The sequence below is a fragment of the Microbacterium sp. cx-55 genome, from assembly GCF_021117345.1.
Taxonomy (GTDB): domain Bacteria; phylum Actinomycetota; class Actinomycetes; order Actinomycetales; family Microbacteriaceae; genus Microbacterium.
On sequence record NZ_CP088261.1, the window covers coordinates 1,538,077 to 1,562,265 of the forward strand.

Genomic DNA, 24,189 nt, shown 5'->3' on the forward strand with positions numbered 1-24,189 from the left:
AGCACGTCGCGGCCTTTCCTCGATCGCGGCACCCGTGCGCACGGGAAGGAATCCCATGTCAGAACCCGTCCTGCCGGCGACACCGTCTGCGCGCGTCCGTCGGCGCTGGGCCCGCTATCTCGTCAACGAGCGCGCGGAGGCGACCGTGTACCGCAACCTCGCCGGTCGGCGAGCGGGGGAAGAGCGGGAGATCCTGCTGGCGCTTGCGGCGGCGGAAGGCCGTCACGAGCAGCACTGGCTGGACCTGCTCGGCGGCGAGCCCCGTTCGCTGCCCCGTTCCTCGACGGGGACGCGCCTGCTCGGTTGGATGGCCGAGCGGTTCGGCTCGATCTTCGTCCTCGCGCTCGCGCAGAATGCCGAGGGGCGTTCGCCCTACGACGACGATCCGTACGCGACGCCGGCGATGCGCGCGGATGAGAAGATCCACGCGGAGGTCGTGCGCGGGCTCGCCGCGCGAGGGCGGCGGCGGTTGTCGGGCACCTTCCGTGCCGCGGTCTTCGGCGCCAACGACGGGCTCGTGTCGAACCTGGCACTCGTCATGGGCATCGGTGCCACCGGCGTCGGCGCGCAGTTCGTGCTCTTCAGCGGGATCGCCGGCTTGCTGGCGGGAGCACTGTCGATGGGGGCGGGGGAGTTCGTCTCGGTGCGATCGCAGCGCGAGCTGTTGGCGGCTACGGAGCCGAATAACGATGCGGATGCGGTGCTGCCCGACCTCGACCTGGACGCGAACGAGCTCGCGCTGGTCTACCGTGCGCGGGGGCTGAGCGAGGAAGAAGCCGGTGCGCGCGCCCGGCACGTCGTGGAGGTGGCGCAGGCGGCCGAGCGGGGAACGCCCTATCGCCTGCCGACCGAGGCGACCGACGCGCACGAGACCATCGGCGGTGCGTGGGGAGCGGCGTTGTCGAGCTTCCTCTTCTTCGCCTCCGGCGCCATCATCCCCGTGCTGCCGTGGATCTTCGGCATGGCGGAGACGCCCGCCGTGCTCCTGGCTCTGGCGCTCGTCGGCATCGCGTTGCTCGGGACCGGCGCCACGGTCGGTCTGCTGTCGGGCGGCCCGCCGCTCCGGCGCGCCGTTCGGCAGCTCGCGATCGGTTTCGGCGCCGCAGCCGTGACGTACGCGCTGGGCCTCTTGTTCGGCGTCGGATCCGCCTGACTGCTGCCTACGCCTCTGCCGCGGCATCCGCCACAGCCGGTTGCTCAGGCGGGAACGAGGCCGCCGCGGTCGAGGGAGCCGGTCACCGCGGCCAGCAGCGTGACGATCCGTCGGGACTCACGCGGCGAAAGCCCGGAGATCAGGGTGCGCACATCCGCACTCGACGGCCCGATCGCGGCCGTGATCTGCTGGCTCACCTGCGCGGTGAGATGCAGGTGGTGACCTCGCCCGTCGCGCGGGTTCTCGGTGCGGGTTAAGAATCCGCGTTCGATCATCCGCGCGACGATGAGCGAACTCGCACCGTTCGTCAGGCCGAGGTTCCGAGCGACGTCGATCGCACGGACGGGTTGGCCGAGTGCCTCGAGCCGCGCGATGAACTCGAGAGCGACGATCTCGTTCGCACGCACATTCAGTTGGTCCCGCAGGCGGAAACGCAGGAGTGCGTTGGACGTCTGCAAGGCAGACAGGGCTTCAAGAACCGGGACGGATGCGGGGATCGCGGCGTCGGCGGGGAGAGAGGTAGCAAAGCTGCTCATTCTGGACCTTCCGTAGAGGAGTCCGCGAGCATCCGTCAAAAGTCGGTGAACATCCGCAGGTCTTGAGCGAATCACATTCGCAAGAGGGGGGTTGCCGCTCCCCAAGGAGCGGCAACCGTGCTACGAAGAGCGTCGGACGCCCACGCTGCGTCGACGGTTGGCGACGGTCATCGCGACCGCACCCGCGCCGATCAGCAGAACCGCACCGAAGAGGACGACGGGGTTGAGTTCGCCGCCCGTCGCGGGGAGTTCGGCGCCGTTCTCGGTTCCCGGTCCGGGGCCGTTGTTCGTGCCGTTACCGGTCACCGGCGGCGAGAAGACGGTGATCGTGTACGTCTCGCTGTCGGTCGTGGTACTTCCGTTGGACGCCGTGACGGTGAAGGTCGTGGTGCCGGGCGTCGTCGGAGTGCCGGAGATGACTCCCGACGTGCCGTCGAGCGCGAGCCCGACCGGGAGCGTGGTGGTCGTGAAGGTCGGCGACGGTGTGCCAGACGCGGTGACGCCGAAGGAGTAGGGCGTGCCGGCGGTCGCAGCGGTCGGGCCGCCGGAGGTGATGGTCGGTGCGACCGTCTCCGACGGTGTGCCGGACGCGGGGCACGCGGTCGGAACGGTGATCGTGTTCGATTGGAGAGTGACCGCGGCATTCCGGGCGAGGAGTCGGCCGATGATGGTGGCGCCGGTGGTCGCCGTCACGGACTGGTCGGCGATGACCGTTCCCTGGAACTGCGCTCCGGTACCGATCGTGGCGGAACTGCCGACCTGCCAGAAGACGTTGCACGAGCTCGCGCCACCCGTGATGACGATCCGCGTTCCCGACCCGATCGTGAGGGTGGACGCTGCCTGGAACACCCAGACGGAGTCCGCACTGCCCGCGAGCGTGAGCTGGCCGTTGTTCGACAGGGCGATCGCCCCGCCGTTGTAGACGCCGGGCGTCAGCGAGAGACCCGTGAGTTCGGTGATGCCGGTCGTATTCGGGGTGAGCGATGCTGCCGTGTTGTAGGCCGTGGTCGCGTCGAGTTGCGCCTGCGTGGCGACGGCGTCGGTTTGGTGAGTGGTGCCGGTGACGGCACCGTTGGGCGCGCCGCCGAATCCGGTGATGGCGGAGCCCGGGGAGATGCCGAGGTCTCCGTTCACGGTCGTCGAGCCCGTGTTGGTCACTTCGCTGGCGCCCAGGACGCCGAATGGGGCGGCGGTGCCGAGATTGACGGGGCCGTCGATGACGGTGTCGGCGGATGCGGCGGACGCGCCACCGAACATGAAGGCGGCGGCGAGTCCCAGACTCGTCGAAATCGCAAGGAACGAGCGGGTGGACGGCGTGCTGGCCATGATGGCCCCTGCCTAAGTGGGAGAGGCACATATGAAGTGTCGTCGACACCCGCGTGATCCCCGGTACCCGAGGTATACATCATCCGGCCGGAAAACGGGGCGAATAGTTCACAGACTCACGCAATTGACCAAAAAATAAGCGGAAAGTAGTTCACCGACTCGAGCAACTTCGGGCGAATGGCCGTGCGGGTGTCGCTGCGCTCCTCGCTCCGAGGCGACGAAAAAGGCCCCCTTTCGGGGGCCAATTCCTTCTGTGCGCGAGGGGGGACTCGAACCCCCACGCCCTAATACGGGCACTAGCACCTCAAGCTAGCGCGTCTACCATTCCGCCACCCGCGCATTGGGTGTTTTCGGTTTTGCAACCGAGGAATGACATTACCACGTCCCGCACGGGCCCTCGAACCGGGCCGGGTTCCCGCGTGTGTCGCACCCGCATCCGCGAAACAGCAGTGGGGCCACGAGACCGCGGCCCCGGACCGACGTCTCGTGGCGAAAGTGCCGTCTCGCGGCCCGAGGGGGTCGCGGTGGGGACGGAGGCGAGGCGGGCGGGCGGTAATCTGAACGCCATGACCGAGCACGCCGCATCCGGGAACTCCGAGTTCCCCGAAGTCGTGCGGCTCGCTCGCGACCTCATCCGCATCGATACGACGAATCACGGCGGCGGTCGCGCGGTCGGTGAGCGCGAAGCCGCCGAGTACGTCGGCGCCTACCTCGAGACGCTCGGACTCACCCCGGAGTACTACGAACCGATACCGCGCCGCACCAACGTGTCGGTGCGAGTGCCCGGTCGCGACCGGTCGCTGCCGGCCCTCGTCGTGCACGGTCACCTCGATGTCGTTCCGGCCGTGGCCGAGGACTGGAGCGTCGACCCGTTCGCCGGCGAGATCCGCGACGGGATGCTGTGGGGCCGCGGCGCCGTCGACATGAAGAACATGGATGCGATGATCCTGACGTCCGTCGCCGACATCCTGCGCTCCGGCGACGCGCCCGCCCGCGACCTCGTCGTGACGTTCTTCGCCGACGAGGAGAACGGCGGCGTGGAGGGTTCGACCCTCGTCGTCCGCGACAGGCCGGAATGGTTCGCGGGCGCGACGGAGGCGATCAGCGAGGTGGGCGGATTCTCCGTCGACGTGGGCGACCGGCGCGCATACCTGCTTCAGGTCGGCGAGAAGGCGTTGCTGTGGCTTCGTCTCGTCGCCCGCGGTGCGGCCGGTCACGGTAGCCGCGTGCACCCGGAGAATGCGGTCACCCGCCTCGCCGAGGCGGTGGCTGCCATCGGGCAGACGAAGTGGCCGGTGCGTCTCACCCCGACCACGACCCAGTTCCTCGCCGCCCTCGCCGAGACGGCAGGGCTTCCGCTCGACGACCCGGATGCGATCGCCGGATCCGCGGGTCCGGCCGCCGCATTCCTGCAGGCGACGCTGCGAACGACGGCCAACCCGACGGCCCTCACCGCGGGGTACAAGCACAATGTGATCCCGGATCGCGCGGAGGCGCTCATCGACGTCCGGGTGCTGCCGGGTACGGAAGACGCCGCGCTGGCCGACATCCGCCGCATCGTGGGGGACGACATCGAGATCGAGACGGTCGTCCGCGACATCGGACTCGAGACGCCGTTCTCGGGGGATCTCGTGGATGCGATGGTCGCGGCCCTCGGCCGACACGATCCCGACGCTCCGGTGATCCCGTACCTCATGGGGGCCGGTACCGACAACAAGGCGCTGTCGCGACTCGGTATCACCGGATACGGCTTCGCCCCGCTGCGTCTCCCGCGCGGTCTCGACTTCACCGGGATGTTCCACGGGGTCGACGAGCGGGTGCCGTTGGACGCCCTCGTTTTCGGCCAGCGTGTTCTCACCGACCTGCTCCGCACGTACTGACCGACCTGCTCCGCACGTACTGACCGACCTGCTCCGCACGTACCGATTCACCTGCTCCGCACGTATTGATCCACTCGCTCTCACCGAAGGACCGTAGATGCTGCATTTCCTCGAGGCGCTCCTGCTCGGATTCGTTCAGGGGCTCACCGAGTTCCTTCCGGTCTCCTCCAGTGCGCACCTGCGCATCCTGGGAGCCTTCCTGCCGACCGCCGAAGACCCGGGCGCCGCGTTCACCGCGATCACCCAGATCGGGACGGAGGCCGCGGTCGTCATCTTCTTCTGGCGCGACATCGTGCGGATCGTCTCGCACTGGTTCGGTTCGCTGACCGGACGCATACCGCGCAATGACCCCGACGCCCGGATGGGCTGGTTCATCATCGTCGGGTCGATCCCGATCGTCGTGCTCGGACTGCTGTTCCAGGACCAGATCGAGGGCGTGTTCCGTTCGCTCTGGCTCGTCGCGGGCATGCTGATCTTCTTCGGCGTGCTGCTCGGGATCGCGGATGCGGTCGGCGCGCGCAAGCGCAAGTTGAACGAGCTGAACGTCGGTGACGGTGTGGTTTTCGGTCTCGCGCAGTCGTTCGCGTTGATTCCCGGCGTCTCCCGCTCGGGCGGCACGATCACGGCCGGACTGTTCCTCGGCTACGAGCGCGCAGCCGCGGCCCGGTACGCCTTCCTGCTCGCGATCCCCGCGGTGTTCGGCAGCGGGCTCTACCAGCTGTACAAGGTGGTCCGCGAGCCCGAGATCGACCCGCCGTACTCGCTGTGGGAGACCGGCGCAGCGACGGTCGTCGCGTTCTTCGTCGCGCTCGTCGTGATCAAGTACTTCATGGCCTGGATCTCGAAGCGCAGCTTCCTGCCGTTTGTCATCTACCGAGTCGCGCTCGGCGCGTTCGTGATGGTCATGCTCGCGACCGGAGTGATCCAGGCCTGAGCGCGGCGCGTCGAGCAGAGGCGGGTCAGCGGCGCGGGTCGTCGCGGCCGGGCTTGCTCGGCCCGTCGCCCCGACGCTTGAGATACTGCTCGAACTCGCGGGCGATCGCATCGCCGGATGCCTCGGGGGAGTCCCAGGTGTCGCGCGTGCGCTCGAGCTGCTGGATGTACTCCGTCATCTCCTCGTCGTCGGCGGCGGCGGCATCGATCGACGCCTCCCACGCGGCCGATTCGGTGGCGAGTTCCGCGCGCGGAACCTTTGCCCCGGTGAGGTCCTCGAGACGGTCCAGGAGTGCGAGCGTCGCCTTGGGTGACGGGGTGTGCCCGGCAACGTAGTGGGGCACGCTCGCCCAGAGGCTCGCGGTCGGGATGCCGGCGGCATCCGCGACGTGGCCGAGGACGCTCATGATCCCGACCGGTCCTTCGTAGGTGCTGCGCTCCAGCTCCAGCGACGTCCGGAGGCCCTCGTTCTCGCTGCCGGCGAAGACGGAGATCGGCCGCGTGTGCGGCACGTCCGACATCATCGAGCCGAGCGACACGATCCCGGTGATGTCTTCACGCAGGGCGATGTCGACGAGTTCGTTCGCGAAAGCCTGCCACGCGCGGGCGGGTTCAGCGCCCGTCAGCAACCAGAGCTGCGTACCGCGCATCGGCCGCTCGGGACGCAGCATGGTCGTCTCCGGCCACTTCAGCGAACGACGTCCTTCGGAATCCAGCACGGCGTGCGGGCGCGTGTACTGATAGTCGAAGTAGAGTTCCGGATCGACGGAGTGAACGGGCTCGTAACGGCCCTGTTCGCGCAGCAGAGCGACGGCGGCGGATGCGGCTTCGCCCGCATCGTTCCAGCCGTCGAACGCGGCGACCAGTACGCGACGCCCGAGTCCTTCCACGCGATCCTCCTCCGCCCCGCGGCGCGGGATCACTCCAGGATAGGCGCAGGTCGCTTCCGTGGCGCCGGTGAGGGGCCGTGCATGACGCGGTCCCGTCCGGACCCCTCTCTGTCGGGTGCCCGGACGGCGGGAGGGGAGCCGATCGTTAGCATGGGGAGGTGACCCGCTCTCTTCCCGCCGCAGTCCTCTGGGACATGGACGGCACGCTCGTCGACACGGAACCGTACTGGATGGCGGCGGAGAAGCCGCTCGTGGAGAGCTACGGCGGCACATGGTCGCACGAGCAGGCGCTGACTCTCGTCGGACTGGGGCTCGAGGACGCTGCCCGCATCCTCCAGCAGGCCGGCGTGCGGTTGTCGACGGGAGAGATCATCGACACGCTCACGGGGAGCGTCATGACCGCTCTCGCCGAGCAAGGCATCCCGTTCCGTCCCGGCGCGCGGGAACTCCTCGCCGATCTCCGCGCCGCGGGGATCAAGACCGCACTCGTCACGATGTCGCTCCGTCGCATGGCGCTGACCGTGACCGACTTGATGGATTTCGACGCATTCGACCTCGTCATCGCGGGCGATGACGTCGTGCGTCCCAAACCGTTCCCCGACCCGTACCTGCAGGCGTGCACCGCCCTCGGCGTCGACCCCGCCGACACCGTGGCGATCGAGGATTCACCGAACGGTCTCCGCTCGGCGGTCGCCGCCGGCACCACCGCGCTCGGTGTGCCCCACATGGTCTCGCTCGAAGGCATCGGCGCGTCCGCGCTCTGGCCCTCCCTCGACGGCCGACTCGCCCGCGACATCGCCGAGCTCCACACCGCGCATTCCGCGCGCCGCCGAGAGGACGCCGCACTGTGAGCGGACAGATCACCGCTCCGCGCGGTCCCTTCCGTTTCGGCGACCGCGTGCAGCTCACCGGACCCAAGAACCGGTTGCACACCATCACCCTTCGTGAAGACGGCGAGATGCACACGCATCACGGCGTCCTCCGGCACGCGGATCTCGTCGGCCTGCCGGACGGTTCGGTCGTGACCGGCAGCGGTGGGCACGAGTACCTGGCACTGCGTCCGCTGCTCCGCGATTTCGTGATGTCGATGCCCCGCGGCGCGGCGATCGTCTACCCGAAGGATGCGGCGCAGATCCTCGCTCAGGCCGACGTGTTCCCCGGAGCCGTCGTCGTCGAGGCGGGGGTCGGATCCGGCGCGCTCGCGCTCTGGCTGCTGCGCGGGATCGGCGCGGAGGGGCGCCTGATCTCGTTCGAGCGGCGGGAAGACTTCGCGGAGGTAGCGCGGGCGAACGTGGAGACCTTCCTCGGCGATCGACCCGACAACTGGAACCTCGTCGTCGGAGACCTCGCCACGCAACTCACCGAGACGGTCGCACCCGGGTCCGTCGACCGAGTGGTGCTCGACATGCTGGCGCCCTGGGAATGCATCGATGTCGTCGCCGAGGCGCTCGCCCCCGGCGGGGTCGTCATCTGCTACATCGCCACCGCGACGCAGCTCAGCCGGGTGGCCGAGTACCTGCGCGGAACCGGGCTCTTCACCGAACCCGAGTCGAACGAGACCATGGTGCGCGGCTGGCACGTCGAAGGACTGGCCGTCCGGCCGGATCACCGGATGGTGGCGCACACCGGATTCCTTCTCTCGGCGCGTCGGCTCGCGCCCGGTTCGGTCGCGCCGGAACAGAAGCGACGCGCGTCGAAGTCGAGTTACGGCGACGAGGACGTGGAGCTGTGGACGCCGGGTGCCGTCGGCGACCGCGTCATCAACGACAAGAACCTGCGCAAGCGCGTCCGTGAGGCGCAGCGGGCCGCCGAGGGGGCGCGGTTGGCCGCGGGTGCCGCGGCGGCGGACGAAGCCGACGAGGCCGAGCGCATAGACTGACCCGGTGCGTAGACTCCCCGCCGCTGTCGCTGCCCTCGGACTCGTTGCGATCGCTCTCGTCGGTTGCTCCTCATCGCCTCAGGCGTCGTGCGAGCGGACCACGGAGCCGGGCGCTCTCGAGAACCTGATCTCCGTCTCCGGAGACGTCGGGTCCTCTCCGGAGGTCGATGTGCCCACTCCGTTCCACGCCGGTTCCGTCGAGTTCGCCGATTTCGCGACCGGTGACGGCACGAAGCTGGTCGACGGGCAGCAGATGTTCGATATGGGCATCACGATCGTCGACGGTGCAACGGGCCAGACCATCGCCGACCAGGGCTACGACGGGGGCGCCGCCCCGGTGTCGCTGGACAACTGGAGCAACGCCGTGCCGGGCTTCGCCGACGCGCTCGCGTGCGCTTCGGAGGGTTCGCGCATCGTCATCGGGATCCCGGCCGATTCGCTCGGCTCGATCGCCCAGCTCCCGATCTCGGACGGCGCGGATGCGGTGGCCGTGCTCGACATCACGAAGGTCTACCTGTCGGCGGCCGACGGCGCGGACCAGTTCAACGACAGCCCGGGACTGCCGACCGTCGTGCATGCACCCAGCGGACAGCCCGGCATCATCGTGCCGGATGCGGTCGCGCCGACCGAGCCCGTCGTCCAGGTGCTCAAGCGCGGAGACGGCGAGGCGCTCGAGAACGGCGACACCGCCCTCCTGGCGTACACCTCGGTCGCCTGGGACAAACCGAATGAAGTCTCGCGGACGACCTGGGGCTCCGAACCCCAGGCTGTGCCGATCTCGGCGGGCGATGACGTCGTGCTGAACGCGCTCACCGGCCAGACGGTCGGCTCGGAGATCATGGTCATCGTGCCCACGGGTGGGGGCTCGAGCGGTGCGCCCGCGAGCGCGGACATCTACGTGTTCGACGTGCTCGGCATCTCGCCGGTCGCGGCCGGCTGAGCTGCCGCCGCATCCGTCCCCCGGTCCTAGGATGGGGGGCGTGCCTTCGACCGATGCTCTGCGCGCCGCGCCCGAGGAACGTCTGGTCAACCTGGTCGTCGCGCTCATGGCGACGGAGCAGGGACTGACGAAGGACACGATCCTCTCGTCGGTGTCGGGGTATCGCGAGCAGGCCGAAGCGGGTGCCTCCAAAGACGCGCTCGAGAAGATGTTCGAGCGTGACAAGGACAATCTGCGCGGGATGGGCGTCCCGATCGAGACGATCGGCGACTACGCCGACCCGGACGATCTTCGCGAAGCCCGCTACCGCGTGCCGATGGCCGAGTACGCCCTGCCGATCGACATCGACTTCACCGCCGCGGAGATCGCGCTGCTGAACCTGGCGGGGAGCGTCTGGAGCGAGAGCTCCATGTCGGCGCCGGCGCGAAGCGGTCTGCGGAAGATCCGCGCTCTGGGCAACACGGTGGACGAGCGGATCATCGGCTACTCGCCGAAGATCAGCGTCCGCGACCATGCTTTCGCTCCGCTGCAGCGCGCGATCGAGCTGGCCCGCACCGTGACCTTCCCCTATTTGAAGCCCGGCGAAGCAGCGCCCCGGTTGCGGCGCGTGCGTCCCCTCGCTCTGGTCGAGTACGAGGCGCGGTGGCACGTGCTCGGGCACGACACGGTGGCGGATGCGGAGCGCACGTTCCTGCTGTCGCGCATCACCGACGCCGTCGTCGTCACCCGCGAGAGCTTCGATCCCGCGCTCCGACGGGGTGCGGGGGAGCGGGCGCTGGACGGTTTGCGTCAGCTCGCCCTCTCGCAGACCGCCCTGGTGGAGGTGCACCCGGGCACAGAGGCTGCGCTCCGGCTCGCCCGACGCGCCAGCCCCGCACCGCAAGGACTGCGCGTGCCCTATGTCGACGCGCACATCCTCGCCGATGAGCTCGCCTCCTACGGTCCGGAGGCGCGCGTCGTCGAACCCGCGCACCTGCGGGCGCTCGTGATCGACCGGCTGCGCGGCACCCTGGAACGCAACGGAGGCGTCGCATGAGCGCGCCGCGTCCGCTGCTCGCCACGGAGCGCGCCGCCCTCATCATGCAGCTCGTGCCGTACCTGCTGGAGCTCGGCGAGGTGTCGGTCGCCGACGCCGCCGCCGCCTTCGAGGTCGCCCCCGAGCAGATGCGGGAAATGGTCGAGAAGCTGACGGTCATCGGGCGTCCGGGCGACGGCGGCTACTGGCAGTTGCCCAACGACCTCTTCGACATCGACTGGGATCTCCTCGACCAGCAGGACCGCATCGCGCTCACCCACACGGTCGGTCTCGAGCGGGCGCCGCGGCTCACGGCCCGTGAGGCGGCCGCGCTGCTCGCCGGTCTCCACCTCACCGGCTCGCTGCCGGGGTTCGGGGGCAGCGAGATCGTCGCGGGCCTCCTCGCGAAGCTCGCGCGCGGCGCGGCATCCGTTCCGGCCGACGTGATCGTGGCGCCCGCGCCCGTCGACTCCGCGCGGGACGTCGTGGGCACGGCCCTCCGCACGGGGGTCGCGGTGACGTTCACCTACAAGACTCCGGATGCGGCCGCGATGACCCGCACGGTCGACCCGGTCAAGGTGCACATCGCCGATGCGCAGTGGTACCTGCAGGGGTGGGATCACCTCCGCGACGGTATGCGCACCTTCCACCTGGATCGGGTCAGTGACCTCGCGCTCACCGACATCCCGGTCTCGCACGCCGGCGAGCCCGTGCCGGACCTTTTCGAATCGGGCTCCTTCGACGTCGAGGCGCGGATCCGATTCCCCATGGCCGTGGCGCCGCTGTTGGGCGACTACCTCGAACGCGCCCAGGTAGAGGTGTCGGGAGCGGTCGGGGTTGCGACCATGCGAATCGCCGACGAGCACAGCCTGCGCCGACTCGCCGCGCGTCGCGGGGGCGGCGTAGAGATTCTCGAGCCGCTCGCCGCTCGCCGCGCCGCGGCCGAATGGGCCGCGGCCGGTCTCGCCCAATACAGCGAGGACTGACCCGCCTCCCGCCCCGCACGACAGGCCCGGGGTAGACTGCTGTCACGCCCGCGGAAGGACTTCGACATGCTGCAGAATCTCACCGGATGGCACTTCCTGATCATCCTCCTCGTCATCCTGCTGCTTTTCGGCGCCGCGAAGCTGCCCGCCCTCGCCCGGAGCCTCGGCCAGTCGGCCCGCGTGTTCAAGGGTGAGATGAAAGAGATGAAGAAGGACGACGAGCAGGCCGGTTACCCGGCATCGACTCCTCCCTCCGCTCCCGCGTCGCAGGTCGGCACGACGGTCCCCGGCGATTCCGCATCCCGGACCGACGGGACCGACTCCACGCCCCGCTAGCCGTCCGTGTCGACGGCACGCACCGCGCGCATCGGCAGAGGCAAGCGTTCGCCCGAGGGGCGGATGACGCTCGGGCAGCACCTGGTGGAGCTGCGGAAGCGGCTGATGATCTCCGCCCTCGCGATTGTTGTGGCAATGATCGCGGCGTTCTTCCTCGCCGAGCAGGTCATCCAGCTCCTCTCGGTACCCATCGCCATGATCGCCGAGCAGCGTGGCACGGAGTTCGCGAAGCTGAACTTCACGTCCATCACGGCCGGGTTCGACCTTCGGTTGCGGATCGCGTTCGCGATCGGTCTCATCGCGTCGGCACCCGTCTGGATCTGGCAGATCTGGGCGTTCCTGATGCCCGGGCTGACCCGTAAAGAAATCCGCTACACGGTCGGATTCCTGGCCGCGGCCATACCGCTGTTCTTCGCGGGAACCGCGGTGGGGTGGCTGGTCATGCCCCACATCATCGAGCTCATGGCGCAGTTCGTGCCCGCGCAGGGCGCGCTGTTCTTCGACGCTCAGTACTACTACGACTTCATCCTCAAGCTGCTGCTCGTCGTCGGTGTCGCGTTCGTACTCCCGGTCTTCCTCGTCGCGCTGAACTTCGCCGGGGTGATCTCGGGAATCGCGATCCTGAAGGGATGGCGCATCGCCGTTCTGGTCTCGGTCATCTTCGCGGGCCTCGCCACCCCTGCCGCCGACATCTTCTCGATGCTGATGCTCGCGGGAATCCTGATCGTGCTCTACATCGCGGCCGCCGGGATCTCGCTACTCGTGGACCGGCGTCGCAACAAGCGCAACGAGACCCTTCTGGAGACGACGACGCCATGACCGAGCCGAGCCCGGCCGAACGATACGCCCGCGCGACGAGCGCGCGACAGCATCCGGAGACGGCGGAGTTCGCGAGTCGGCAGGCCTTCACGCTCGATCCGTTCCAGATCGACGGATGCGAATCGCTCGAAGAGGGGCGGAGCGTGCTGGTGGCCGCGCCGACCGGCGCGGGCAAGACCATCGTGGGGGAGTTCGCCATCCACCTCGCGATGAGCACGCCCCGCGACAAGGCGTTCTACACGACGCCCATGAAGGCGCTCTCGAACCAGAAGTTCCGCGAACTCGTCGAGGTGTACGGCGCCGAGAACGTCGGGCTGCTGACGGGTGACACCAACATCAATGCCAACGCCCGGGTCGTCGTCATGACCACCGAGGTGCTGCGCAACATGCTGTACGCGTCGTCTTCGGCGCTCCGGGATCTGCGGTTCGTGGTGATGGACGAGGTGCACTACCTGGCCGACCGATTCCGCGGCGCCGTGTGGGAGGAAGTCATCATCCACCTCCCGCCGGAGGTGCGACTCGTGTCGTTGTCGGCGACGGTCTCGAACGCGGAGGAGTTCGGCGACTGGCTCGACACGGTGCGCGGCGAGACCGACATCATCGTCTCGGAGACCCGCCCGGTTCCCCTCGAGCAGCACGTGCTCGTGCGCGGAGATCTGCTCCCGCTCTTCGACGATCGTGCGGGGGTCGCGACGGCGCAGGTGAACCAGGAACTGCTGCGCATCCGCTCGGCGACGGGGCAGACCTACGAGCGCAACCGCAACGCGATGCAGAATCGGCGGGCGGACGGCCAGCACCGCCGCCCCCACAAGGGTGGGCAACGCGCCATCCGCCCCGCGAACTCGCGGCGGATGGAGCGGATCGACCGCCCGGAGGTGATCGAGCTGCTCGCTCGCGCCACCCTGCTCCCCGCGATCTTCTTCATCTTCAGTCGGGTGGGCTGCGACGCGGCCGTACAGCAGGTGCGGCGTTCGGGGGTGCGGCTGACCGACGCGGACGAGCGGCGTGCCATTCGCGAACTGGTCGAAGAGCGCACCCGCAATCTCGCCGAGGAAGACCTGGCCGTGCTGGGGTTCTGGGAGTGGCGCGAGAATCTCGAGCGGGGCGTGGCCTCCCATCACGCCGGCCTTCTTCCCGCCTTCAAGGAGATCGTCGAAGAACTCTTCCGGCGCAAGCTCGTCAAGGTCGTCTTCGCGACCGAGACCCTCGCGCTCGGCATCAACATGCCGGCGCGCACGGTCGTGCTCGAGAAGCTCGAGAAATTCAACGGCGAAGCGCGTGTTGCGATCACCTCGGGGGAGTACACGCAGCTCACCGGTCGCGCCGGGCGCCGAGGCATCGACGTCGAAGGTCACGCGGTCGTGCAATGGACCGAGGGGATGGACCCGCAGTCCGTCGCCGCGCTCGCCTCGCGGCGCACCTATCCGTTGAACTCGAGTTTCCGGCCCACGTACAACATGGCCGTGAACCTGATCGATCAATTCGGCCGCCCCGCGGCGCGCGACATCCTCGAGTCGTCGTTCGCGCAGTTCCAGGCCGACCGCGCGGTGGTCGGCCTCGCTCGCGAGGTGCGTGCGGCTGAGGAGTCGCTGCGCGGGTACGCCGAGGCCATCGCCTGCGACCGCGGAGACTTCGCGGAGTACGCCGCCATCCGGGTCGCTCTGGGCGAGGTCGAGAACCTCAATCGGAAGGACGCCACCGCGTCGCGCGCGACGAGAGATGCCCGTCAGCAGGAACGCGAGTCGCTGCGCAAGCGCATGCAGCGGCATCCGTGTCATTCCTGCCCCGAGCGCGAACAGCACTCGCGGTGGGCCGAGCGTCACCGTAAGCTCGCGCGACAGGTCGACCGGATGCGGTCGCAGATCGAGGCGCGCACCGGAACCGTCGCGCGCGTCTTCGACCGCGTCGTGGAGGTCTTGACCGCGCTCGACTACGTGCGGGTCGAGTTCGACGGCAGCGCGACCCTCACGGCGGCCGGCCGGACGATGCGTCGCATCTACGGAGAGCGCGACCTGCTCGTCGCCGAGTCGATCCGCACCGGGATCTGGGACTCGCTCGACGCGCCCTCGCTCGCGGCGCTCGTGTGCGCGCTCGTGTACGAACCCCGGCGCGACGAGGCCGGCCCCGGCGAGCGGGGTCTGCCGCGGGGCCGGTTCCGTGATGCGTTGACCGCGACGGAGTCGCTGTGGCAGCAACTCGACGACCTGGAGCAGGACCATCGGCTGCCCGGCTCCGAGCCGCCCGCGAGCGGGCTCTCGCAGGCGATGTACTCCTGGGCGCGCGGTGCGCTGCTCGACCGCGTCCTGAGCGAGGCGGACATGGCCGCGGGAGACTTCGTGCGGTGGGTGAAGCAGACGATCGACCTGCTCGACCAGCTGTCTCTCGTCGCCGACGCCCCGCTCGCCTCGACGGCGCGAACGGCGCTGGATGCGGTGCGGCGCGGAATCGTCACCTACGTCGCGGGCTGAACGCACGGGGCGATGTCGACGCACGGCGTCCTCACGGCCAGCCCGGCTCTAGGCTGATCTAATGACCCGAGAACGGCCGCTGCTCCCGTTGTGGGCCGCGGCTCCGACGGCCGTCGGAGCGGGACTGCTTCTCACCTTGGCGTTCCCCGCGGTGAGCTGGTGGCCGGTCGTTTTCGTCGCGATCCCGCTCGCGCTGCTGCCGTTGATCGGACGCCGGGCCTGGGCGGCTCTCCTGATCGGCACCCTCTTCGGGGCGGCGTTCTTCCTGGTCAACGTCTCGTTCACGGCGCGGTACCTCGGGCCCATTCCGTGGCTCGCGTTGTCGCTTCTCGAGGCCGCACTGACCGGCGTCGGCGCGGTTCTGATCACCTGGGCCTACCGCTGGGTTCCGCGCGTGCTCCGCGGCGACATCGCCCGAGTGACGGCCCTGCCGGCACTCGTGGCGGGTCTGTGGACGCTGCGGGAGCAGTGGCTCGGGTCCTGGCCGTACGGCGGTTTCCCCTGGGGACGGATCGGCGTGACGCAGGCATCCGGCCCCCTGGCCGAGGTCGCATCGTGGGTCGGCATGTCGGGTCTGACCTTCCTCATCGTCTTCGTGTGCGCCGCGGCGGTCGAGTACGTCCGCATCCGACGCCTGCGTGACGTGCGACTCGTGCTCCCGGCCGCGGTCGTCGCCGTGGCACTCGTCGCGGTTCCCGCCTTTCCGACCACGGATGCGGGGAGCATGCGGGTCGGGTCCGTACAGGGAAACGGCCCCGCGGGGTACTTCGACCGGCGGAGCGCCGGAGACATCCTGGCCTCCCAGCTCTCGGCGACCGCGCCGATCGTGGACGAGCAGATGGACGTCCTCGTCTGGCCCGAGGGCGGAATCGATTCCGATCCCACGAACAATGCCGCAACGGCCGCGACGCTCGATGCCCTCGCCGAGCGCGTGGACGCACCGCTGATCGTCAATGCGGCCACTGCCCGCGGCGACGAGTACTTCAACACGTCCATGCTCTGGCAGGCCGGCGACGGTGCCGTGCAGACCTACGACAAGATCCACCCGGTACCCTTCGGCGAATACGTGCCCGACCGCCCGTTCTTCGAGGCCCTCGCGCCCGACCTGATCGGTCTCATCCAGCGCGAATACACCCCGGGCACCTCCGAGCCGGTGTTCGATCTCGGCGACGCAATGGTCGGGCTCGCGATCTGCTTCGACGTCATCTACGACGACGTGATCTGGGCGGCGATGAACGGCGGCGCCGAGGTGTTCATGTTCCAGACGAACAACGCCGACTTCCGCGGCACGGATGAGAACCTGCAGCAACTGGCGTTCGCCCGCATGCGCGCCATCGAAACGGGCCGCTCGGTCGTCAACATCTCGACGGTCGGCACGAGTCAGGTGATTGCACCCGACGGATCCGTCATCGAGGGGCTCTCGGCCGATGAGGCGGGGGCGATGCTCACCGACGTCCCGCTCCGGACCGGCCTGACCCCGGCCGTTGTTCTGGGGCCGTGGGTGCACGGAGTGCTGGCCGGGGGGAGTGCCCTCGGGCTGATCCTTGCGGGCGTCATCGCCGCCGTCATCCGGCGCCGGGCACGCGAAACGGCGCCGTCCCTCTAGAGGGGACGACGCCGTGCGTTGCCAGTGGTCAGGCGGTCTTCTTGTTCACGTCCTCGCCGGCGCCGCGGCGCGAGCGGATGAATGCGAGACGCTCTTCAAGAAGCTCTTCGAGCTCGGGAATGCTCCGGCGTTCGAGCAGCATGTCCCAGTGCGTGCGGGCGGCCTTCTGGTCGCCCCGGTCGACCGTGACGGTAGTGCCGTCGACGCTCAGGACTGCTTCGCCACCGCACGTCCGGCACTCCCAGGTCTGGGGTGCATCGGCGTCAGCGGCGAAGTTCAGTGTGGTTTCCTTGCCGCACGTGCTGCACACGTAGGTGTGCTGTGTGCGCTCATGGAAAACGACGCCCTCTTCGCTCTGTAAGCTCTGGGCGCCGAGTCGAATGCCGCGGAGACTGCGGTCTGCCATTGTGTGGTCCTCTCGTCGCGTATCTTTCCGGTATAACGTGTTCGGATGGGAGGATCATCCGAAGCACCTATGCCTGGTCTGAACTCCCAGGTGATGCACAGCCGCGAATGCGCTGCGACATGGTTAGGTGCACCCGCTATTCCGACGGACGTCTGACCTCCTCCTCAGGTATGCGGGGGAGCGAGAGCCTCCAGCGCGATGTCGGCGTGATCCGTGACGATGCCGTCGACGCCGAGAGCCCGGAGGCGGCGCATCTGCGCCACATCGTTCACGGTCCAGACGTGCACTTCGACTCCGGAGCGATGCGCCGCACCGATCAGGCGCTTCGTCAGCACGCGCACCGGGCCGCGCCGCTCGGGGATCTGCAGAGCGTCCAGGCCGGCAAGCGCCGCGCTCGTCAGTCGCGCCGATCCCGTGGCGACGGCAGCGAGCACTCGAGCGAGCCGGGCGCTGCCGGCCGATGTGGCGGGGATCAGGGCGGGGCGCGTCGCGCGTGCGGTGGCGAGGGCGGCCTCGCGCCGGGCATCCGAGAAGCTCGTGAGCAGCACCCGCTCGGCGTGGTCCGCGACGATCTCGCCGGCGGGCTCCGCCGCCGCGGCGACCTTCACATCGATGTTGAACCGAAGGTCGGGAAAAGCGGTGAGCGCCTGAGCGAGGGTGATCAGACCTCCGCGCGGGGCCATCAGGTCTTCGAGCTCGTGCAGCGACACGTGCGCGAGGCGTCTCGGGTCGCCGGTCACCCGCCGAAGGTCTTCATCGTGGAACAGCACGACGACGCCATCGGCGGTGAGGTGGCAGTCCGACTCGACGTACACGGCTCCGGCCGCGTGAGCGGCGGCAACGGCGGCGAAGGAGTTCTCGGCGACATCCTTCTCCCCGTCCGGAACGAGACCGCGGTGAGCGAGAACGCGCGGCACATCGGTGCCGATGAAGTAGGGGTGTGTCACGGGAACCTCCACGCGCCACGGTACCCGCCGTGACGAGGACGGCGCCGTTGGTAGGGTCGAAGCGGTCGTCGCGATTCGTCGCGCGGCGCATCCGCATCCGAGATCCTGGAGTTCCCGTGTCCCACCTCACCCCCCTCGAACCCGGCACGCTGACGGGTAAGACCGCGCTGGTCACCGGCTCCTCCCGAGGGATCGGTGCCGACACGGTGCGGTACTTCGCACAGGCCGGCGCGAACGTGGTCATCAACTTCCGGAACAAGGCGCCGCGGGCCGAGAAGCTCGCCACCGAGCTCCGCGGTCTCGGCGTCGAGGCGCTCGTCGTCGGCGCGGACCTCACCGATCCCGAGTCGGTGCGCGCCATGATGGCCGAGGTGGAACGCACCTTCGGCTCGCTCGACATCCTCGTGCTGAACGCATCCGGAGGCATGGAGAGCGGGATGGCGGAGGACTACGCGCTGCAACTCAACCGAGATGCGCAGGTCGACGTGCTCGAGAGCGCGCTGCCCCTGCTCGGCAGCGGCGCACGCGTCGTCTTCGTCACGAGCCACCAGGCCCACTTCATCCGTACGACGCAGACCATGCCCGAGTACGAGCCCGTGGCCCGCTCCAAGCGCGCGGGCGAAGACGCTCTGCGCGAGCGGATCCCCGCGCTGTCCGACCGCGGTGTCGAGTTCGTCGTCGTCTCCGGCGACATGATCGAGGGCACCATTACGGCGACTCTGCTCGAACGCGCCAACCCGGGCGCGATCGCCGCACGCCGGGGCGACGCCGGCAAGCTCTACAACGTCGCGGAGTTCGCCGCGGAGGTCGCTCGCGCCGCCGCGGACCCGATCCCCGCCGACAACACCCGCCTCGTCGGCGACACGTCGTCGTTCGACGCTGCGTAGCCCGCACGAAGAAGCGCCCGCCACCGTTCGGTGTGCGGGCGCTTCTTCGTGCGCGGGACGAACCCTTAGACGCTCTTGCCGAACGTGAACGCGCGGATGATCTGCAGGATGCCGAGCAGCACGAGCGACACCCCGACGAACAGCCAGAGCAGCGCGACGTAGAGCGGGGAGAACAGCAGGGTCACACCGGCGAGGAGGCTGACGATCGCGAAGAAGACCGTCCAGCCGCGCGAGCCGGCAGATCCCAGGGTCGTGAGCGCGACGACGCCCTCGACGATCCACGTCACTCCCACGAACACGCCGACGAAGATCGCGAGGAAGACCGTCGTGTCGCCGAGGTTGGCGAGCGCGATCACGCCCGCGACGACGAACAGAACCCCGAGCACGATGTGGCCGACGCGCGCCCACCCGCTGAGGGTCTTCGAGAAGACCCCGATGCCGGCGTAGACGAGCCCGGTGACGATCGCGTACACGGCGATGATCGCGGTGCCGACAGCGGCCGTCTTCAGCGGCCAGACGAGGATGAGGATGCCGACGATGAGCGCGACAGCGCCACCGATGCCGAGCGCCGTGCGGATGCCGCCGACCACGCTCTTCTCTGCGGAAGCAGTAGTCATGGAGTGCCCTTTCTGAAAGAAGCCTGTGAACTCACTTGTCACCATAGCGTGAGGACGGACGCCTGGTGAGGTCCGGGCCGAGCGGGCGACATTGGACGTCTTGTGCAGGCTCACTGGAAGAGCAGCACCGCGGCGATCAGGACGGGGACGCAGCCGATCGTGGTGAGCAGGATCGTGTCGCGGCTGACGGTCTCGCCCACACCGTAGCGCTGGGCGTAGTTGAAGACGTTCTGCGCGGTGGGGAGAGCGGCGAGAACGACGACGACGAGCGTGTCGGCGGCGCTCAGCCCGAACATCGTGGCCACACCCCACGCGATCACGGGCATCACGATCAGCTTCAGTGCACTCGCGACGACGACCTCGGCGCGATGCCCGGCGGCCCCCAGCACGCGTTGCCCGTGCAGCGAGATGCCGTAGGAGATGAGGAGCACGGGCACGCAGGCGTTCGCGATCAGGAGCGAGGGCTCCAGGATCACCGGCGGAAGATCGATGTCGAAGACCGAGACCAGGGTGCCGAGAACCGACCCGACGACGATGGGATTCGTAACGGTGCGGGTGAGGATTCGGCCGAACGACCGCTCGCCGCTCGTCGTCGCGTCGAGGATGCCGAGCGTCAGGGGAGTGAAGAGCAGAAGCTGCATCAGGATCACGGGCGCCGGGAAGGCGGCGCTCCCCAGCAGGTACAGCGAGAGCGGAATGCCGATGTTGTTGGAGTTGACCTGACCGGCCGAGAGCGCGCTGATGACGGTCTCCGGGATCGAGCGTCGCCACACGAGGCGGGCGAGAAGGCCCTGCACTGCGATGACGACGACCGCCGCGATCGCCGACACCGGCAGTAATGCGGAGAACAGCGAGTGCACATCGGCCTGTGCCAGGACGGTGAACAGGAGGAACGGCGAGAGGACGTAGAAGGTCAGTCGGCTCAGGACGTGGCGGGCGTGCGGTCCGAGCAGATCGATTCGGCCGAGGATGTAGCCGACCACGATGGCCAGGCCCACCACCACGAATCCCGTCAGTACGTCCAGCATCCGTCCAGCGTAGAACGCGACGAAGCGCCGCCCTCACCGAGAGGACGGCGCTTCGTCGAGGCTGATCAGCGCTTGCGGGGCACGCGGTTCTCGGCGCTGACCATCCACGACAGCTGCTCGAGACGCTCGAGGATCGAGTGCAGGATGTCGGCGCTGGTCGGGTCTTCGTCGTCGACGTCATCGTGCACGTCGCGGCAGGTGGCGGTGACCGCATCCAGTCGTTCGGTCATGAGGTCGATGACCTCGGTCGTTGCGATCTCGCCCTGGGGGATCTCGGGAAGGGTCGTCGTCTCGGCCACGACATCGCTGCGGCCGTCCGGCAGCGCGTGCAGCGCACGCATGCGCTCGGCGACCGTGTCGGCGAACTCGCGCGCGGCCTCGATGATCTCGTCGAGCTGAAGGTGGGTGTCGCGGAAGTTGGTGCCGACGACGTTCCAGTGCGCCTGCTTGCCCTGCAGCGAGAGTTCGATGAGGTCGACGAGCACCTTCTGCAGGTTCTCGCTGAGCGACTCGGACGCGGTGAACCCGCGTTCGGCGTTCTGTTCGCCGGTCAAACCGGCGCCGCTGCCGCCGCGTGCGGGTCGCCGCTGGTTTCGCGTGGGGGACTTCTCGGTTGCACTGGATGCGGCGGACGTGGACTTCGTAGCCATCGGGATACTCCTTCATCGGTTGCGATTTCCACGCTAGGCAGGGGCCTCCGCATCCGCCCGCCCTTGCCCCCGCTCTGTCGAGGTGGTAGCCGTTACACGGCGCACCGGATGCGGGCAAGGGGCGGTCCGCGGGTCGGTTCCTGCTTAGCGTTGACCGGATGATGGCTGACCCGAACTCCGCGCCCGATGCCCTCGGCGAGCCGCTGGACTCGTACGCCGCCATCGGTGACGGGCGCACGATCGCCCTCATCGGCCGGCGCGGCCAGATCGACTGGATGCCCGTGCCCGACATCGGTGCAGAACCGGTGTTCGCGCGTCTCCTCGACGACGACGACGGCGGATGCATCGAGCTGGAGCCGACGACGGAGTATTCGGTGACCCGGCGCTACCTGCCGGGGACCAACGTGCTCGAAACCACGTTCACGACGGCGTCGGGAGTCGCGCGGGTCACCGATGCGCTCGTCGTCGGGGTCGCCGGCCGGTTGCCCTGGTGCGAGCTGGGCAGGCGGGTCGAGGGAGTGCGCGGCGAGGTCTCGTTCGCCTGGCGAGTGCAGCCCGGCACCAAGCTCGGCACGGCGTCGCCGTGGATCGAAACCACCGAGCGCGGCGCGATCATCCGCTGCGGCGACACCGCGATCGCTGTCGTCGGAGACGGACACGCACCCGAGGAACCCGACGCCACCGCCGCCTCGGTCGTCCTCCGCGGCACGATCAACACGACCGCGGATTCGCGGCACCTGCTCGTGGTCGTCGCCACGCACGACGAGCCGCTGCGGTTGCCGGACCCGGCGAACGTCGACCGCGGCATCGACCGCACGATCGACAGTTGGCGGATGTGGTCGCGCGAGTTCTCGTACGACGGCCCGTGGGCGGATGCCGTTCAGCGCAGCGCGCTCGCGATGAAGCTCCTCGTCTACGCCCCCACCGGGGCGATCGTCGCCGCCGGAACGACCTCGCTTCCGGAGACCGGACGCGGCGGCAAGAACTGGGACTACCGATTCGCGTGGGTGCGCGACGTGGCCTACACGGTGCACGCGCTCGTCGGGTTCGGCCTCCGCGAAGAGACGCACGCGGCGCTGTCGTGGTTGAGTCGCGCGATCCGCACGCACGGATCTCCCGACCCGCACGTGTTCTACGGGCTGGACGGCGTGCCCACCGACGGTGTCGAGTTCCGGGATGCGCCGGGCTGGAAGGGGATCGGACCCGTCGTGGTCGGCAACCCCGCCCAGGGGCAATTACAGCTCGGTGTCTACGGCGACGTGTTCGCGGTCTGCCGCACCTACGTGGATGAAGGGAACGTGCTCGATCACGGCACCGCGCGACTGCTCGGCGAACTCGCCGACCGGGTGTGCGACCTGTGGCGGACGCCGGATTCGGGCATGTGGGAACTCCCCGAAGCCCGGCACTACATCTCCTCGAAGATGGGATGCTGGCAGGCGCTGAACGATGCCGTGCACCTGAACGAGCGCGGGCAGGCGCCGGGGCGGGCGGAGCGGTGGGCCGCCGAGCGGGAACGCATCCGGGCATGGATCGACGATCACGGGTGGGATGAGGAGCAGGGCGCCTACGTGATGGCGGCCGGCAGCCCCGACCTCGATGCATCCGTCCTCCTGCACGCGCCGAGCGGCTTCGACCGCGGCGAACGGATGAGCCGCACGATCGATGCCCTGACCCGGCAACTCGGGGTCGGGGACCTGCTCTACCGCTACAGCGGGGCGGCCGCAGAGGAGCACACCTTCCTCGCCTGCGCATTCTGGCGGGCGGGCGCTCTCGCGTGCGTCGGTCGGTACGACGAGGCCATCGCGAGCATGGACCGGCTGATGGAGACCGCGAACGACGTCGGCATCCTCCCCGAGATGATCGACGCCTCGGACGGGTCGTTCTGGGGCAACCTGCCGCAGGCGCTCAGTCACCTGGCGCTGGTCACGACGGCCCTGACGATCCGCGAGGTCGCACCGGACTGGGTCGCGTAGCGCTCGCCTCCGCGGCTCTCGCGTGGGACCATCGGGACGTGACCGCGTCCTCTGATGACACCGCGCGCCTGCGTGAGCTGGTGCTGTTGCGGCGTGTGCGCGACCGCATCGATCGCGACTACGCCCAGCCCCTCGATGTGCCCGCGCTGGCGCGCGGGGTGAACCTGTCGGAGGGGCACCTCAGTCGTCGATTCCGTGCCGCATACGGCGAGTCGCCGTACAGCTATCTCATGACGCGGCGGGTCGAACGCGCGATGGCGCTTCTTCGTCGCGGTGACCTGACCGTCACGGAGATCTGCTTCGCGGTCGGGTACGGCTCCGTCGGGACCTTCACCACGCGCTTCACAGAACTCGTCGGACACTCGCCGACGGCGTATCGCGCCCGGGCATCACGGACGGCTCCGGAGATGCCGGGGTGCCTCTCGAAGCACGCGACGAGACCGGTCAGGAATCGAGAAGCGCGTGACGGCGCATCGGGCCTAACGTCAGCGCTATGAACATCACCATCCATTACGCCTTCCTCCCGCACACGGATGCGGACGCCTCGCTCGCCTTCTATCGCGACACCCTCGGGTTCGAGGTCCGCAACGACGTCGGATACAACGACATGCGGTGGATCACGGTCGGGCCGATCGGCCAGCCCGAGACCTCGATCGTGCTGCAGCCGCCGGTGGCCGACCCGACGATCACGGACGACGAGCGGCGCACCATTCTCGAGCTGATCGCGAAGGGGTCGTACGGCGCGCTGACGCTCGCGACCGACGATCTCGACGGGCTCTTCGCGAAGCTCGAAGCCAGCGGCGCCGAGGTCGTGCAGGAACCCGCCGATCAGCCCTACGGCGTGCGCGACTGCGCGTTCCGTGATCCGTCGGGCAACCTGCTGCGCATCAGCGAGATCCGCTGAGCGCAGAGTC

The 24,189-nt window shown here is 68.9% G+C and carries 24 protein-coding genes and 1 tRNA gene; 16 read left to right on the plus strand and 9 right to left on the minus strand.

All coding sequences use genetic code 11. The features are described 5' to 3' along the window. Positions 1 to 55: 55 nt before the first annotated feature. Entirely contained in the window at positions 56 to 1,153 is a 1,098-nt protein-coding gene (locus LQ938_RS07200) for a VIT1/CCC1 transporter family protein (protein ID WP_223721288.1), read from the plus strand. Positions 1,154 to 1,197: 44 nt separating this feature from the next. On the opposite strand, the gene LQ938_RS07205 is transcribed toward LQ938_RS07200, so the two are convergent. The 3 genes from LQ938_RS07205 to LQ938_RS07215 all read right to left on the minus strand — a co-directional run bounded on the left by LQ938_RS07205 (position 1,198) and on the right by LQ938_RS07215 (position 3,354). Further along, a complete protein-coding gene (locus LQ938_RS07205; RefSeq protein WP_223721287.1) occupies positions 1,198 to 1,689 on the minus strand; it encodes a MarR family winged helix-turn-helix transcriptional regulator in 492 nt (163 codons plus the stop codon). Between the two features lie 120 nt (positions 1,690 to 1,809). After that, positions 1,810 to 3,015 (minus strand): ice-binding family protein, encoded by a 1,206-nt coding sequence (locus LQ938_RS07210; RefSeq protein ID WP_223721286.1) that lies wholly within the window; start codon positions 3,013 to 3,015, stop codon positions 1,810 to 1,812. 254 nt (positions 3,016 to 3,269) lie between these two features. Beyond that, a tRNA-Leu gene (locus LQ938_RS07215) sits at positions 3,270 to 3,354 on the minus strand. Positions 3,355 to 3,581: 227 nt separating this feature from the next. Here LQ938_RS07215 and LQ938_RS07220 point away from each other — a divergent pair. Both LQ938_RS07220 and LQ938_RS07225 read left to right on the plus strand, forming a co-directional pair. Further along, positions 3,582 to 4,895 (plus strand): M20/M25/M40 family metallo-hydrolase, encoded by a 1,314-nt coding sequence (locus LQ938_RS07220; RefSeq protein ID WP_223721285.1) that lies wholly within the window; start codon positions 3,582 to 3,584, stop codon positions 4,893 to 4,895. 100 nt (positions 4,896 to 4,995) lie between these two features. Then, complete coding sequence (locus tag LQ938_RS07225) at positions 4,996 to 5,829, plus strand: undecaprenyl-diphosphate phosphatase (protein ID WP_223721632.1); 834 nt, start codon at positions 4,996 to 4,998, stop codon at positions 5,827 to 5,829. 25 nt (positions 5,830 to 5,854) lie between these two features. Here the strand turns inward: LQ938_RS07225 and LQ938_RS07230 are convergent, their stop codons facing one another. Then, positions 5,855 to 6,718: a PAC2 family protein gene (locus LQ938_RS07230; RefSeq protein WP_223721284.1), complete on the minus strand. Its 864-nt coding sequence runs from the start codon at positions 6,716 to 6,718 to the stop codon at positions 5,855 to 5,857. Positions 6,719 to 6,876: 158 nt separating this feature from the next. Between LQ938_RS07230 and LQ938_RS07235 the strand changes: the two genes are divergently transcribed. The 9 genes from LQ938_RS07235 to lnt all read left to right on the plus strand — a co-directional run bounded on the left by LQ938_RS07235 (position 6,877) and on the right by lnt (position 16,767). Next, positions 6,877 to 7,569, plus strand: a complete 693-nt coding sequence (locus LQ938_RS07235) for an HAD family hydrolase (RefSeq protein ID WP_223721283.1) — start codon at positions 6,877 to 6,879, stop codon at positions 7,567 to 7,569. After that, complete coding sequence (locus tag LQ938_RS07240; RefSeq protein WP_223721282.1) at positions 7,566 to 8,597, plus strand: tRNA (adenine-N1)-methyltransferase; 1,032 nt, start codon at positions 7,566 to 7,568, stop codon at positions 8,595 to 8,597. The genes LQ938_RS07235 and LQ938_RS07240 overlap by 4 nt, the downstream gene beginning before the upstream one ends. Before the next feature lie 4 nt (positions 8,598 to 8,601). After that, positions 8,602 to 9,537, plus strand: coding sequence for a peptidylprolyl isomerase (locus LQ938_RS07245; protein ID WP_223721281.1), 936 nt, complete (start codon positions 8,602 to 8,604; stop codon positions 9,535 to 9,537). Between the two features lie 31 nt (positions 9,538 to 9,568). Next, positions 9,569 to 10,573 (plus strand): helix-turn-helix transcriptional regulator, encoded by a 1,005-nt coding sequence (locus tag LQ938_RS07250; protein WP_231341366.1) that lies wholly within the window; start codon positions 9,569 to 9,571, stop codon positions 10,571 to 10,573. Then, on the plus strand, positions 10,570 to 11,538 hold the full coding sequence (locus tag LQ938_RS07255) for a helix-turn-helix transcriptional regulator (protein WP_223721279.1): 969 nt from the start codon (positions 10,570 to 10,572) through the stop codon (positions 11,536 to 11,538). Before LQ938_RS07250 ends, LQ938_RS07255 begins: the two co-directional genes overlap by 4 nt. 66 nt (positions 11,539 to 11,604) lie before the next feature. Beyond that, entirely contained in the window at positions 11,605 to 11,874 is a 270-nt protein-coding gene (tatA, locus tag LQ938_RS07260) for a Sec-independent protein translocase subunit TatA (protein ID WP_223721278.1), read from the plus strand. A gap of 63 nt (positions 11,875 to 11,937) precedes the next feature. Beyond that, positions 11,938 to 12,693 carry a twin-arginine translocase subunit TatC gene (gene tatC / locus LQ938_RS07265; RefSeq protein ID WP_223721631.1) on the plus strand — a complete coding sequence of 252 codons (756 nt, stop codon included), beginning with the start codon at positions 11,938 to 11,940 and terminating at the stop codon, positions 12,691 to 12,693. Further along, the gene (locus LQ938_RS07270) at positions 12,690 to 15,161 is read left to right on the plus strand and encodes a DEAD/DEAH box helicase (RefSeq protein ID WP_223721277.1); all 2,472 of its coding nucleotides are present in this window, start codon (positions 12,690 to 12,692) and stop codon (positions 15,159 to 15,161) included. The genes tatC and LQ938_RS07270 overlap by 4 nt, the downstream gene beginning before the upstream one ends. A gap of 61 nt (positions 15,162 to 15,222) precedes the next feature. Then, positions 15,223 to 16,767 carry an apolipoprotein N-acyltransferase gene (gene lnt / locus LQ938_RS07275; protein ID WP_223721276.1) on the plus strand — a complete coding sequence of 515 codons (1,545 nt, stop codon included), beginning with the start codon at positions 15,223 to 15,225 and terminating at the stop codon, positions 16,765 to 16,767. 28 nt (positions 16,768 to 16,795) lie between these two features. Here the strand turns inward: lnt and LQ938_RS07280 are convergent, their stop codons facing one another. After that, entirely contained in the window at positions 16,796 to 17,173 is a 378-nt protein-coding gene (locus LQ938_RS07280; RefSeq protein ID WP_223721275.1) for an RNA polymerase-binding protein RbpA, read from the minus strand. Positions 17,174 to 17,337: 164 nt separating this feature from the next. After that, on the minus strand, positions 17,338 to 18,120 hold the full coding sequence (locus LQ938_RS07285; protein WP_223721274.1) for a glycerophosphodiester phosphodiesterase family protein: 783 nt from the start codon (positions 18,118 to 18,120) through the stop codon (positions 17,338 to 17,340). A 116-nt stretch (positions 18,121 to 18,236) separates the two neighbouring features. On the opposite strand from LQ938_RS07285, the gene LQ938_RS07290 reads away from it, so the two are divergent. Continuing rightward, positions 18,237 to 19,007, plus strand: a complete 771-nt coding sequence (locus tag LQ938_RS07290; RefSeq protein ID WP_223721273.1) for an SDR family oxidoreductase — start codon at positions 18,237 to 18,239, stop codon at positions 19,005 to 19,007. Between the two features lie 65 nt (positions 19,008 to 19,072). Here the strand turns inward: LQ938_RS07290 and LQ938_RS07295 are convergent, their stop codons facing one another. The 3 genes from LQ938_RS07295 to LQ938_RS07305 form a co-directional block, all read right to left on the minus strand. Then, entirely contained in the window at positions 19,073 to 19,624 is a 552-nt protein-coding gene (locus LQ938_RS07295) for an HdeD family acid-resistance protein (protein ID WP_223721272.1), read from the minus strand. Positions 19,625 to 19,734: 110 nt separating this feature from the next. Continuing rightward, the gene (locus LQ938_RS07300) at positions 19,735 to 20,652 is read right to left on the minus strand and encodes an AEC family transporter (RefSeq protein WP_223721271.1); all 918 of its coding nucleotides are present in this window, start codon (positions 20,650 to 20,652) and stop codon (positions 19,735 to 19,737) included. A 65-nt stretch (positions 20,653 to 20,717) separates the two neighbouring features. Beyond that, positions 20,718 to 21,302 carry a Dps family protein gene (locus LQ938_RS07305; RefSeq protein WP_223721270.1) on the minus strand — a complete coding sequence of 195 codons (585 nt, stop codon included), beginning with the start codon at positions 21,300 to 21,302 and terminating at the stop codon, positions 20,718 to 20,720. 161 nt (positions 21,303 to 21,463) lie between these two features. Between LQ938_RS07305 and LQ938_RS07310 the strand changes: the two genes are divergently transcribed. The 3 genes from LQ938_RS07310 to LQ938_RS07320 are packed head-to-tail and all read left to right on the plus strand — an operon-like array spanning position 21,464 to position 24,179. Next, on the plus strand, positions 21,464 to 23,275 hold the full coding sequence (locus LQ938_RS07310; RefSeq protein WP_223721630.1) for a glycoside hydrolase family 15 protein: 1,812 nt from the start codon (positions 21,464 to 21,466) through the stop codon (positions 23,273 to 23,275). Between the two features lie 38 nt (positions 23,276 to 23,313). Then, positions 23,314 to 23,772, plus strand: a complete 459-nt coding sequence (locus LQ938_RS07315) for a helix-turn-helix transcriptional regulator (RefSeq protein WP_223721269.1) — start codon at positions 23,314 to 23,316, stop codon at positions 23,770 to 23,772. After that, a complete protein-coding gene (locus tag LQ938_RS07320) occupies positions 23,769 to 24,179 on the plus strand; it encodes a VOC family protein (RefSeq protein WP_223721268.1) in 411 nt (136 codons plus the stop codon). Before LQ938_RS07315 ends, LQ938_RS07320 begins: the two co-directional genes overlap by 4 nt. Positions 24,180 to 24,189 lie beyond the last annotated feature (10 nt).